The following is a 12,911-nucleotide window of genomic DNA, read 5'->3' as shown; positions in this document are numbered from 1 at the left end:
CAAGCCGTGGGAACCGGTCCGGCGTGCCCGCGGCGGGACGATACGTTCCGCCCGCGGATCCTCCGGGTCGCCGGCCCCCTCGTGGAGATCACCTGCCCGGCCGCGGTCGCCATGCACGACATGGTCGTGCTGGGGGCCGCCCGGGTGCCGGGCGAGGTGGTCGCCATCCAGGGCGACACGGCCACGATCCAGGCGTACGAGTACACCGGCGGGCTGGCCCCGGGGCATCCGGCGGAGCCGGAGGGCAGGCCGCTGTCGGTGCGGATGGCGCCGGATCTGCTCGGCGGCGTGTTCGACGGTCTGCTGCGTCCCCTGGCCGGTGCCGGAGACTTCCTGACAAGCGGATCGAGTGGTGTGCCGAACCGGCGTTCCTGGCAGTTCACACCACGGGTGTCCGCGGGAGCGCGGGTTGCGGCCGGAGACACTCTCGGGGAGATCGGAGCGAAGGTACCGCTCCGGCTCCTGGCGCCTCCGGGCAGATCGGGCGAGGTGACCCGGATAGCCTCGGCGGGCGGTCACTCCCCGGACGACGTGCTCGCCGTCGTCGGCGGGCACGAGGTACGGATGGCACAGTCCTGGCCGGTGCGCAGGCCCCGACCGGTCGCGGAGCGGTTGCCGACGGATCGGCCGCTGCACACCGGCCAGCGAGCCGTAGACCTGCTCTTCCCCGTGGCGCTCGGCAGTACGGTCGCCGTGCCGGGCGGCTTCGGCACTGGCAAAACCATGCTGTTGCAGCAGATCGCCAAGTGGTGCGACGCCGACGTGATCGTCTATGTCGGCTGTGGCGAGCGCGGCAATGAGATGGCGGACGTCATCGAGGAGTTGACAGAGCTTTCCGACCCACGCACGGGGGGCCTTCTGGCGGAACGGACCGTGACGATCGCGAACGCCTCCAATATGCCGATGATGGCCCGCGAGGCGAGCGTGCACACGGGCGCGACGGTTGCCGAGTACTTCCGCGACATGGGCCTGGACGTCGTCCTGATCGCCGACTCGACCTCCCGATGGGCTGAGGCATTGCGGGAGTTCTCCTCCCGCATGGGTGAACTCCCCGCCGAAGAGGGCTATCCGGCGGGGCTCGCATCGCGACTGGCCGCGTTCTACGAGCGCGCCGCCGCAGTGCGGACCCCGGGCGGCGCGACCGGATCCGTCACCGTGATCGGAGCCGTGTCCCCGCCGGGCGGCGACCGCACCGAGCCGGTCACCGCCCACACCGAACGCTTCGTACGGTGCCTGTGGAGCCTGGACCGCGATCTCGCCTACGCCCGGCACTACCCGGCCGTCTCCTGGGCCGACTCCTTCTCGCGGGACGCCGCCGCGCTGGCTGCCTCGCACGCCCGGTCCGGTGATCCCGAGTGGGCCACGCGACGCGGGCGGGTTGCGCAACTGCTGGCTGAGGCGGACCGGCTGGCCGACCTGGTCGAACTGGTCGGCATCACGGCACTGCCGCCCCAGGAGAGGATCAGCGTGCTCGCGGGACGGCTGCTGCGCGAGGCCGTGATCCAGCAGAACGCGCTGTCACCCGCGGACGCCTACAGCACTCCCGAGAAGACTGCTGCGCTCGTCGAAGCCGCCCTGGCGGTGATCGACCGCTGTCTGGAACTGGTCAGCTCCGGTGCCCCGGCGGACGCGGTCGAAGCGGTGGACTTCACCCCGCTCCTGCGTGCCCGCGAGTCTGCGGGGCCCACCGGGACCGCTCTCGTGGCAGCGGCACGGAACACCGTGCTGGCACGGCTCAAGGAGGTGGCATGAGCGGCACCGTGAGTGTCGAGTACACGGGCGTGCGCGAACTGCGCGGACCGCTCGTGATCGTCGAAGGCGTGAGTGGGGTGGGCTGGGACGAGTTCGCCACGATCGTGCTCGATTCCGGTGAACGACGGCACGGGCTCGTCCTCGAAGTGAACCGGGATCTCGCGGTGGTGCAGGTGCTGGAGGGCACGGCCGGCATGGACAGGACGGGTACAGGTATCGCCTTCGCGGGGACGCCACTGCGGATCCCGGTCGGCTCCGGATGGCTGGGGCGGGTGTGCAACGGCCGGGGTGAACCGGCCGACGACGGGCCACCGGTGCTGGGCGGCACGGACGCCCCGGTCGCTGGCGTGCCGATCAATCCTGTCCGCCGGGAGCCGCCGAACGAGCCGGTGCTGACCGGCGTGGGCGCCGTGGATGTCCTCACCACACTGGTGCGGGGGCAGAAGCTGCCGGTGTTCTCTGTGGCGGGCCTGCCCCATCTGGAATTGGCGGTACAGATCGCGGCCCAGGCGACGTGCGGCGGTGAGCCGTTCGCCGTCGTCTTCGCCGGAATGGGACTCACGCATGCCGATGCGGCGTTCGTCCGGGACGGTCTGGCCGCCCGTTCCGCCGCACGAGAGCTGGCCCTCCTCGTCAACACGGCAGACGACCCAGTGATCGAACGGCTGCTCACCCCACGTCTCGCGCTGACCGTCGCCGAGCACCTCGCGTTCACGCAGGGCCGGCACGTGCTGGTGGTCATGACGGACATGACGGCCTACTCCGAGGCGTTGCGCGAGGTCTCCGCCGCACGGGGTGAGATACCTGCCCGGCGGGCTTACCCCGGCTACCTCTACAGCGATCTCGCGTCCCTGTACGAACGCTGCGGCAGGATCAAGGGACGCCCAGGATCGGTGACCGTACTGCCGGTACTCACCATGCCCGCGGGCGACATCACCCACCCCGTGCCCGACCTCACGGGCTACATCACGGAGGGTCAGGTCGTGCTCTCCCCCGATGTCCACTCCACCGGCACGTATCCCCCTGTCGACCCACTGGCCTCGCTGTCACGGCTGATGCGCAAGGGAGCCGGACCGGGGCGTACCCGTGCGGACCATCCGGCCGTCGCCGCGCAGTTGACGGCCGCGCTGGCCCGGTCCCGGCAGGTCCGGGAACTCGCCGACCTGATCGGACGGCCCGCGCTCAGCCCGACCGACCTGCGCTTCCTGGACCTGGACGACGCCTTCCGGCACCGGTTCCTCACCCAGAGGACGGACGAGAACCGGTCGCTGGACGAGGCCCTGGGCCGGGCCTGGGAGGTGTTGCTGACGCTGCCGCGCAGCCAGCTCGGCATGATCCCCGCGGACCTGCTCGACGCCCATACCCCACCGCGGGGCGAGGAGCCGACGTGAGCGTCCACGGGCGCCGGGTACCGGCAGGACGTGCCGGTCGACTGCGCCTGCGCCGAAGCCTCGCCGGTGCACTACGCGGAGCGGACCTGCTGGAACGCAAGGCCCGGCTCCTTCTGGACCGGGAGTGCGCGGAGCGACGAGCGGCCGAGGAAGCGGGCCTTGTATGGCGGAATCGACTGGCCGAAGCTGATTCCTGGCTGGTGCGCGGAGTGATGCTCGGCGGCGAACGGGCGCTGGCCGAGGCGGTTCCTGCGGGCCGGGCATCCATCGAGGTCCGGTGGGACTCGCTGATGGGTGTGCGCCATCCCGCAGCCATGGCCTGGACCTGCCCCGTCCGCTCGCCGACCGAGCCGACACCCCCCAACACGGCGCTCGCGCACGCCGAGACGGCCTACCGTGCAGCGGTCAGCGCCGCAGCGGAACACGCGCGCCACCAGGCAGCCACCGATCTGCTCGCCGCCGAAGCCGAACGGACCCGGCAGCGGGTCCGCGCCCTGCGCCGCCACTGGATCCCACGGCTGCGGAGCGAACTGACGGCGGTGGAACTCGCGTTGGAGGAAGCCGAGCACGAGGAAGCGGTACGGCGCGGCTGGGCGGCCGCACGAAGAGCGGGGTGACAGCCACTTGAGGCGCGCCGATGGCGGGCCCGTAGTGGGGGCCCGCCATGCGTAGCCGACCGCCGTCAGCCGCCGTGCTTGATCTCGACGTGCTTGGCCGACGGCTTCTCGGCGCCCATGCCCACACTGACCGTGAGCATGCCATTGGTGTAGTCGGCCGTGACATCGTCCTCGTCCGCGCCCGACGGCAGCGTCACACTGCGGCTCATCACGCCGTAGCGGATCTCGCTGTGGTTCTTGTCCACTTCCTTTTCGGTGCGTTCGGCCTGGACCGTCAGCACACCGTCGCTGATGAAGACGTCGATGTTCTCGGGAGATGTACCCGGAAGCTCCGCCCGCACCACGTAACGGCCGTTCTCCGTGTAGTCCTCGATACGAACTGTGTACAGCTCGCCCATGGTGGGCATCGCGAACCGGGCGGGCAGGTTCTCGAACCAGTCCGGGACCTCCGGGAACGGGAACCTCTGCCCGCGCTTCAGGGTGGTCATCGTGGTACCTCCTCGGTGTTCGGTCGCCGATGCCGGCACACCCAGTCCAGCGCGGCCGGGTTCCGAATACTGAGGCCGATCGGCCCATGCCCGGGGTCCCTCCGGGCCCTTTCTCCCGGCCGGCCCGTGGTCAGACTGGTGACCACTGGACGATCACACGGCGGCGATCACCATGTCCGACGTCACGACCACCGATCTCTACGAAGTGACCATGGCCATGTCCTACCTCCAGGAGGACATGCGGGCTCCGGCCACGTTCGGTCTGTTCGTCCGCGACCTCCCGCCCAATCGGGGTTTCCTGGTGGCCGCGGGTCTGGAGCCCGCGCTGGACTTCCTGGCGGGCTACCGCGTGGAGCGGGAGGACATCGAGGCGTTCGCGGCCGCCCTGCACCGCCCGGAACGGGACCTCGAACCGCTCCTCGGCCTTGCCTTCGAGGGCGAGGTCCGTGCCGTGCCGGAGGGCCGTGCGGTGTTCGCCGGAGAGCCACTGCTGGAGGTGACCGCCCCGCTGCCGCAGGCCCAGCTCGTCGAGACGTACCTGCTGAACCAGGTCTGCCACCAGACGGCGGTGGCATCCAAGGCGGCACGCAGCGTCCTCGCGGCGGGCGGAAGGTCCGTGGTCGACTTCTCGCTGCGCCGCGCCCACGGGCCGTGGGCCGGACATCAGGCTGCCCGCCTCGGCGCCCTCGTGGGCTTCGCCGGCACCAGTGACGTCGCTGCCGCCATCGCCCTGGACATCCCGGCCTCGGGCACCATGGCCCACTCCTACATCGAGGCGTTCTCCGGTGAGGAAGAAGCCTTCCATGCCTTCGCGCGCGCTCATCCCGGCCCGGTCACCTTTCTCGTCGACACCTACGACACGGAGGAAGGTGTGCGCACAGCCGCACGAGTCCTGACCGATCTCCAGCGCGGCCCCGGCTGCGCGATCCGCCTGGACAGCGGAGACCTCGGCACACTCGCCCGCAGTGCACGCACCGTTCTGGACGACGTCGGACTGGCCGATGTGCTGATCGTGGCCAGCGGCGGACTGGACGAGTACGTCGTGGAACGGCTGGTGCGTGCCGGTGCCCCGATCGACGTGTACGCAGTGGGCACACGTGTGGGCGTGTCCGCGGACGCCCCCTATCTGGACGCCGCGTACAAGCTCGTCGAGTACAACGGCCGTCCCATGATGAAGCTGTCCTCGGCGAAGGTCACGACACCGGGCCGTAAGCAGGTCTTCCGCCGGGCCGGGCGGCCCGACGTCATAGCCCTCAACGGGGAGGACCCGCCGGACGCCGCCCGGCCGCTGCTGCGCACGGTCATGCGGGGCGGTCGACGCACGGGGCCGCCGGACCGGTGGCAGGACGCCCGCGAGCGATTCCGCGAGGACATCGCCGCTCTGCCCGCACCGGCCCGCCGGATCCACGATCCCGATCCGGTCACACCGATCCGGTCCCGAGCCCTTGAGAAGCTGACCGACACGGTGCGCGCCGACATCAAGGCCCGACTGCGCCGGGAGCGTCGAGTCGCGCGCTCGGGCACGGCAGCCTCCCGCGCATCGGCCCCGACCCGCACATCAGGCATCTGAGCACGACGGCCCAGGATGGGTTCGGCTTCGCCTCGGTCGCTGACCGTCCCAGCCGTTCTGTCCGCTTCCAGACAAGCCGCGAAACCGTCACGGAAAGTCCGCCCGGCCCCGGCGACGGGCCCGGATGGCCCCTGCCCCGGCCCGGTGCACGGAGCACAGGGTGGAGACGGGACTCACTCGGAAAGGGGGCTGGCCTGCCAACCGCGGCGGGGGCGACGGCCCTTCCGGCCAAGGTCGGCACGTCCTGCGGCGAAGGGAAGCCACTGTGTCAGCAGTACCTCTTGACGCGCCGCCGTCACGGTCCTCGCTCCGGCCGCCACGGCGGCGCCCTCGTCGCACAGCGCACGGGACCGGAAATCGCGATGCCATCGCGGCTTCGACGGTCCCGCGCTCGTGCGGGCTCCGGGAGCCGTCCGGGCGGCCTGCGGCGTGCGGTGGTCCGTATGGGCCGTGAACCCGTCCGGTGGGGAGCGGCCTCGCTCCGCGAGGGCGGCCCACCGGAAGACGACGCGGTCCCCCCGAACGAGCCGCTGCGGCACCGGCCAGGTGACCCCACTCCGTCCGTCCCATCCTTGCCCGTCCCGGAGGTCTACGCCGCCCTCAACAGTTCCCCCCGCGGTCTGACCCCGGGCGAGGCCACCGCGCGGCAAGCACGCTACGGCCCCAACGGGCTTCCCGGCGTGAGCCATGGGCACGTGTGGCGACGGCTGATCGCGCAGTTCACCGACCTCTTCGCAGTCGTGCTGCTCGTCTCCTCGGCGATCACATTCCTCGCGTACTTGCTGGAACAGCCCCGGGATCCGGCCACACTTCAGCTGGCACTGGCCATCCTCGGCGTGGTGCTGCTGAACGCAGGCATCGGGTTCGCCCAGGAATACTCCGCCGAACGGACGGCGGAGTCCCTGCAGGCGATGGTGCCGCACACCTGCCGGGTGTTGCGGAGCGGGGATCCACGGGACCTGCCCGCGCGCGAACTGGTTCCCGGTGACGTCGTGCTCCTGGAGGCCGGGGACGCGGTGTCGGCCGACTGCCGACTGGTCGAGGCACACGAGGTCGCCGTGAACAACGCGGCGCTGACGGGCGAGAGCGATGCCGTCGCCCGGGTGGCCGGGCCTGTGCCGGCGGGGCCCCCGCTGGAAGCACGCAACCTCGTGTTCATGGGCACGGACGTGATCGCGGGCACGGGCAAGGCCGTCGTGTGCTCCACCGGGACGGCCACCGAGTTCGGACGAATCTTCCGGCTCACCGCCGCGGCGCCCCGGCAGAAGACCCCGCTGCAGCGGCAGGTCGCGGCCATGGCCCGCCGGGTGGCCGGCGTCGCGCTGGCGACCGGGGCCGTCCTGTTCGCGGTGCGTGCGCCCAGTGGGCAGCCGTTCGTGGACACGTTCGTCTTTTCGCTCGGGGTGATGGTCGCACTCGTGCCGGAGGGCCTGCCTGCCACGCTCTCCGTGTCCCTGGCGATCGGCGTCCGCCGTATGGCCCGCCGGCACGCCCTCGTCAAGCAACTGCTCGCGGTGGAGGCGCTCGGATCGACGAGCGTGGTGTGCACCGACAAGACGGGCACGCTCACCCAGGCCGAGATGACCGTCGTACAGCTGTGGGTGAACGGTGTGCCGCACTCCGTCGCCGGAGTGGGATACACACCCGTCGGTGAGGTCACCGACGCCGGACCTGTGCGGGAGCTGCTCCGGGCAGCGGCACTGTGCAGCAATGCCCGGCTGGTGCCGCCGACCGGCCGGTACGGTTGGCGGGTGCTCGGCGACACCACCGAGGGGGCCCTGGTGGTGGCCGCCATGAAGACCGGCCTGGATCCGGTGGCCGAGGAGGCCCGTACTCCGCGGGTGGCGGAGCATCCGTTCGACTCCGTTCGCAAACTGATGAGCACCGTGCACCGCGACCTCGACGGCAGCTGCCTGGCGTACGTGAAGGGCGCGCCGCTGGAGTTGCTCGCCCGTTGCGACGCCGTCGACCGGGAAGGCGCGCGGGAGCCGCTGACGGACGTCTGCCGTGCAGAGATCACCGCGGCCGCGGACGGCATGGCCGGGCAGGGCCTGCGCGTGCTCGCGGTCGCCCGACGGCGGGTCGACGGCCCGCACCCGCCGCTCGGGGACACCGAGTCGGGGCTGGCCTTCCTGGGTCTGGCCGGGATGTACGACCCTCCCCGGCCCGAGGTGCGGGACGCGGTGGATGCCTGCAGGCGGGCCGGGATCCGGATCGTCATGGTCACCGGCGATCATCCCCTGACCGCCGAGGCGGTCGCCCGGCGAGTCGGCATAGTACGGGGACGGGCCCCGTCCGTGGTGACGGGTACGCAGCTGAACGCGCTGGACGACGGCGGCCTGGACGCAATGCTGGCGGGCTCCACCGAGCTGTTGCTGTGCCGGGTCAGCCCCGAGCACAAAATGCGGGTGGTCACCGCGCTGCAGCGGCGCGGTGAGGTAGTCGCCGTCACCGGGGACGGCACAAACGACGCCCCTGCCCTCAAACACGCGGACATCGGCGTCGCCATGGGCGCCTCCGGCACGGACGTCGCCCGCGAGGCAGCGGTGATGGTGCTTCTCGACGACTCCTTCGCCTCCATCACCACAGCGGTGGGTCTCGGCCGTTCGGTCTACCGGAACATCCGCAAGTTCCTGATCTACCTCTTCAGCCACAACATCGCCGAACTCGTACCGATCCTCGCGGCGACCTTCGCCGGCTTCCCGCTGGTGCCGATCACGGCCGTACAGATCCTCGCCATCGACCTCGGCTCGGACGTGCTGCCCGCGCTGGCGCTGGGCGCCGAACCGATGGAGCGCGACGTCATGGACAGCCCGCCGCGGCCGCGCCGGGAACGGCTGTTCTCTACAGCTGTCATGGGGCGCATCCTCTTCCTCGGCGGCATCCAGGCCCTCGGCGTCTGCACCGTCTTCTTCTGGCACATCCACGCATCCGGCATCCCGTATACCGACTTCACCAAGAGCGATCCCGTCTACCGGGAGGCGATCACCATGGTTCAGGCCGGCATCGTCGTCAGCCAGTTCTTCAATGCGCTCGCGGTGCGCACCGACCGGCAGAGCGTCTTCCGAGTCGGCTTGCTGACCAATCCCTGGCTGCTGGCCGCAGGCTGTTTCGGAATCGGGCTGATGGCTGCCATCAGCTACGCTCCACCGCTCCGGGCGATCTTCAACACGGCGCCGCTGGCCCCAGCCGACTGGGCGGTTCTGGCCGCGTTCGGAGCGCTGTTGCTGGCTGCCGAGGAAGCACGGAAATGGGTTCTGCGGCGGCGTGGTACTCCCTCGAAGGGAGAAGCACGATGAGAGTGATCATCGTGGGTTGCGGGCGGGTCGGGGCCACCCTCGCCACGCAGCTCGTCGCCGAAGGCCACGACGTATGCCTCGTCGACCGGCAGCCCGAGGCGCGCAGACTGTTGCCGCCGGGATTCCCCGGCGCCTTCCACGCGGGCAACGGCTTCAGCCGATCCGTGCTGGAAGCAGCCCGGATCGACCACACGGACGCGTTCGTCGCGGTCACCTCGGGGGACAACAGCAACATCGTCAGCGCGCGGACCGCCAAGGAGACGTATCGGGTACCGACCGTCCTGGCCCGTATCCACGATCCCCGCCGAGCCTCCATCTACCGGGAACTGGGCATCCCGACGGTCTCCAGCGTCCGGTGGGCCGTCAACCGCATCCACCAGATGCTTCTGCACCGGCATCTCACTCCGGAGCTCTCCTTCGGCAGCGGCGAAACCCTGGTGGTCCGCTCCCAGCTACCGGCCTATCTCACCGGGCGGCCACTGACCGAGTTCGATGTCGACGGGGAGATCCGCGTCGTGGAGATCACCCGCGGCAGCCGCTCGCTGCTGCCCGCCCACGGTGTCCTGGCCGAGCCCGGTGACCTGGTCACTTTTGCCGTCGCCGCCACCTCGCTGGGCCGGCTGCGCGGCTTTCTGGACAAGGAGCTGGGAACGTGAAGGTCCTGATCGCAGGTGCGGGCCGCCTAGGCACTCAGGTTGCCCAGGTGCTCTCCGCAACGCGCAATGACGTCACACTCGTCGAGCACGACGAGGACCGCATCACTGAAATCGGCGACCTGCCCGCAGTGCACCTGATGGCCGGGGACGCCTGCGAACCCGTACTCCTGGAACGGGCGGGCGCACTGACCTGCGACCTCGTCATCGCCGCCACCGGCCGGGACGAGGACAACCTCGTCATCAGCCTGCTCGCGAAGCGCCGGTTCGGCGTGGCGCGCGTGGCCGCGCGTGTCAACGACGCGGAGAACGCCTGGCTCTTCGACGGACGGTGGGGCGTGGACGTCGCGGTGCCCGCGGCCACTCCGCTGATCTCTCTCATCGAGGAGGCCACGGGTGCCACGGACACGGTGGCACTGCTGCGACTCAGCAAGGCCGGCGTCGAGGTCATCGAGACAGCAATCACCGAGAACTCCCGGGCCGCGGGTCACACGCTGGGCGAAATCACGCTCCCGGCCGGCACGGTCGTGGCCACCGTCGTCCGCGACGGGCGTCCGACAGTGCCGGGCCCCGAGGTGCGGCTACTGCCGGGCGACGAACTCCTGCTCGTCTCGCACGAGGCCACCGAGCAGGAGATTCACGCAGCCTTCCAGTGATCCCGCAGCGTTCTTCCGGCTCCTGAGCCGTGGCCATGGTCCCATGCCTCTCCTCTCCCGGGAACGCGCCCCATCCCCGTCTCGGGCACGCGGTGGCGGTGGGCCTGAGCCGTCCGGCCACGTACGAGGGCCGTTCGACCCAGTGCGGGCGGAGCGTCCTGTGGCGGATGGTCGAAGAAGGCCCGAAGGAAGGAGGGGCCGGCATGCGGTGGGAGACGATCCGGAAGGACACTCCTCCTCGGACTGCCCCCAATCTGGGCGACTACGACGAGGAGTGTGCCGGCTTTTCGTGGTGGGAGGCACGGGCCAGGCTGGAAGGGCTGCCCGGCGGGCGGGGACTGAACATCGCACACGAGGCCGTGGACCGGCACGCGGCATCGCCCCGTGCGTCAGCGGTCGCGCTGCGCTGCGTCGGGCGCGACGACTCCGTGACCTGCGTGACCTACGCGGACCTGAGCCGTTCGACGGCACGGTTCGCCAACGTGCTGCGCACTCTTGGGATCGGTCACGGCGACCGGGTGGTGACGCTGCTGGGGCGCTGTCCCGAGCTCTATACCGTGGTTCTCGGCACGCTGAAGAACACCAGCGTGCTGTGCCCGTTGTTCTCGGCGTTCGGACCGGACCCGGTCGCACAGCGAGTGACGCTGAGCGACGCGAAGGTGCTGGTCACCACCGCAGAGCTGTACCGCAGGAAGGTCGCCGGGCGACGCGGCGGACTTGCCGCCCTGCGCCACGTACTGATCGTCGGCGAGGGCGCGGACGAACTGCCCGGCACTGTTTCTCTCGCCGCGCTGATGGCCGACGCGGCCGACACCTTCACGATCCCGCCGACTTCGCCCAACGACATGGCCCTGCTGCACTTCACGAGCGGCACCACGGGCACCCCCAAGGGCGCGGTACATATGCACGAGGCAGCCGTCGCCCATTACACGTCCGCGCTCTACGCCCTCGACCTACACCGGAACGACGTGTTCTGGTGCACCGCCGACCCGGGCTGGGTCACCGGCTTGTCGTATGGGATCGTCGCACCGCTCATGCACGGCGCGACCGTCGTGGTGGACGAGGGGGACTACGACGCCCGCCGCTGGTACCGGATCCTCGCCGAGCAGCGGGTGAGCGTCTGGTACACCGCGCCGACGGCCCTGCGCATGCTGATGCGGACGACTCCGAGGACCGGACCGTACGTCCCCCGGCGCGGCCCGCATCATCAACGACGCCGTGCACGAACTCACCGCGCTGCGCCCGCCGCCAAACGGCCGCCCGGTCCAGCTCCTGGTGAACTGCTGGTACGGACGCCACCGAGACGTTGACCGGACTACGCGGGGACACACCGAGCAGGATCATATCCCCGCCATGCCCAGTCGGTAGACGTTGCGCATCCCGACGATGAAGGAGCGCAACGGAGTTGAACGAGCAATTTGGTGATGTCCGCGCCATGCAGCTCCCGCACTGGGGGCAGGTGGCTACGGACCCGAGTGTCGTGCCCTGGCTGGTCTTCGATGAGGAGGGAGGTCGTGCAGCCGGCCCGCAGGGCCCTGACGTATGCGACGGCACGGGCCTTGTGGTTCAGCCCACAAAACTTCAGTTGCGCGTGGCGTTGGGACGCCGCAGAGGCCGGCTGGGGCAGTGAACACCAGCAAAGCCCCACCTGCCGGAACGCCGCACCGCAGCGTTTCCCTATCGTGTTCCGGCCGCACCCCGTGTTGGGTTCACGCGCTCAAGCTTGGACCAGCCGGTCCAGCCTCGCTTCGACAGCAGCTCGATCAGCCGACGGGTCGGCGGCAGGGTGTCGAACACATGTGTATCCAGCAGCTCGGCGAACGATGGCTCGATGCCCGTGTCGTCGACGTAGAACTCGCCCTGCTCGTTGGCCATCTGCGTGATGTAGGCGGCCAACTTGTCGGCCAGTTCGACCAGCCGTAGGTCGTCGTCGGTGCGGTCGAGAGCCTGGCTCAGGGTGAGATAGAAGTCGATGATCTGCGGGTCGGAGATCTGCTCCCGCTTGCGTGCCATCCACTCCGGGACTCGCTCGGGTGAGCGCGCGGCCAGCGGGATCCAGCCGTCACGCTCGACCTGGACAATCCGCTCGTCGACCCCGAGCACCCGCAGCCGGTCAAGATACTCGACCACCTCCTCGGGCAATGCCAGGCTGTCCCCGGCGGCAAGACGGGCGATCCGCTCGCGGTGCCGCTGCCGCTCCCGGATCTCCGCCCGCAGCCGCTTGTCGATATCTTCGACTGCCGCGGCGAACTCCTCCTCGTCGGCCTGCAGCAGCTCCCGCACGTGCGCCAGAGGAACCCCGGCCTCGGCGAGGGTCCGGATCTTGACCAACTCAACCACGGCGCCCGCGCCATACCTCCGATAGCCGGAGTGATCCCGCTCTGGCTCCGGCAGCAACCCCTTGGCGTGATAGTGCCGCACCGCGCGCACCGTCACTCCGGCATACGACGCCAGCTCGCCGATAGTCAGCATCAGACCAGTCTCC

Annotated in this window: 10 protein-coding genes; 8 read left to right on the top strand and 2 right to left on the bottom strand. The window is 70.3% G+C overall.

All coding sequences use genetic code 11. The features are described from left to right. The first annotated feature begins 6 nt into the window (after positions 1-6). From EES42_RS36035 to EES42_RS36025, 3 genes are read left to right on the top strand one after another with little or no spacing between them, the layout of a single operon-like run. Positions 7-1,752 (top strand): V-type ATP synthase subunit A, encoded by a 1,746-nt coding sequence (locus EES42_RS36035; protein ID WP_266623264.1) that lies wholly within the window; start codon positions 7-9, stop codon positions 1,750-1,752. Continuing rightward, positions 1,749-3,143 carry a V-type ATP synthase subunit B gene (locus EES42_RS36030; RefSeq protein ID WP_124722423.1) on the top strand — a complete coding sequence of 465 codons (1,395 nt, stop codon included), beginning with the start codon at positions 1,749-1,751 and terminating at the stop codon, positions 3,141-3,143. Before EES42_RS36035 ends, EES42_RS36030 begins: the two co-directional genes overlap by 4 nt. Then, positions 3,140-3,760, top strand: a complete 621-nt coding sequence (locus EES42_RS36025; RefSeq protein WP_206433768.1) for a V-type ATP synthase subunit D — start codon at positions 3,140-3,142, stop codon at positions 3,758-3,760. Before EES42_RS36030 ends, EES42_RS36025 begins: the two co-directional genes overlap by 4 nt. Positions 3,761-3,825: 65 nt before the next feature. Here the strand turns inward: EES42_RS36025 and EES42_RS36020 are convergent, their stop codons facing one another. After that, positions 3,826-4,248: an Hsp20/alpha crystallin family protein gene (locus EES42_RS36020; RefSeq protein ID WP_124722422.1), complete on the bottom strand. Its 423-nt coding sequence runs from the start codon at positions 4,246-4,248 to the stop codon at positions 3,826-3,828. 172 nt (positions 4,249-4,420) lie between these two features. On the opposite strand from EES42_RS36020, the gene EES42_RS36015 reads away from it, so the two are divergent. The 5 genes from EES42_RS36015 (at position 4,421) to EES42_RS35995 (ending at position 11,736) form a co-directional block, all read left to right on the top strand. Continuing rightward, positions 4,421-5,818 carry a nicotinate phosphoribosyltransferase gene (locus EES42_RS36015; protein ID WP_124722421.1) on the top strand — a complete coding sequence of 466 codons (1,398 nt, stop codon included), beginning with the start codon at positions 4,421-4,423 and terminating at the stop codon, positions 5,816-5,818. Positions 5,819-6,390: 572 nt separating this feature from the next. Continuing rightward, positions 6,391-9,117 carry a cation-translocating P-type ATPase gene (locus tag EES42_RS36010; protein WP_124722420.1) on the top strand — a complete coding sequence of 909 codons (2,727 nt, stop codon included), beginning with the start codon at positions 6,391-6,393 and terminating at the stop codon, positions 9,115-9,117. Next, entirely contained in the window at positions 9,114-9,773 is a 660-nt protein-coding gene (locus EES42_RS36005) for a potassium channel family protein (RefSeq protein WP_124722419.1), read from the top strand. The genes EES42_RS36010 and EES42_RS36005 overlap by 4 nt, the downstream gene beginning before the upstream one ends. Beyond that, positions 9,770-10,426: a potassium channel family protein gene (locus EES42_RS36000; RefSeq protein WP_124722418.1), complete on the top strand. Its 657-nt coding sequence runs from the start codon at positions 9,770-9,772 to the stop codon at positions 10,424-10,426. The genes EES42_RS36005 and EES42_RS36000 overlap by 4 nt, the downstream gene beginning before the upstream one ends. A 203-nt stretch (positions 10,427-10,629) precedes the next feature. Beyond that, positions 10,630-11,736, top strand: a complete 1,107-nt coding sequence (locus EES42_RS35995) for an AMP-binding protein (RefSeq protein ID WP_241196816.1) — start codon at positions 10,630-10,632, stop codon at positions 11,734-11,736. 367 nt (positions 11,737-12,103) lie between these two features. Here the strand turns inward: EES42_RS35995 and EES42_RS35985 are convergent, their stop codons facing one another. Further along, positions 12,104-12,898, bottom strand: a complete 795-nt coding sequence (locus EES42_RS35985) for a MerR family transcriptional regulator (protein WP_124722417.1) — start codon at positions 12,896-12,898, stop codon at positions 12,104-12,106. Positions 12,899-12,911: the final 13 nt, after the last annotated feature.

It is taken from the genome of Streptomyces sp. ADI95-17, assembly GCF_003846175.1.
Taxonomy (GTDB): domain Bacteria; phylum Actinomycetota; class Actinomycetes; order Streptomycetales; family Streptomycetaceae; genus Streptomyces; species Streptomyces sanglieri.
This window is presented reverse-complemented; position numbering and strand designations above follow the sequence as displayed.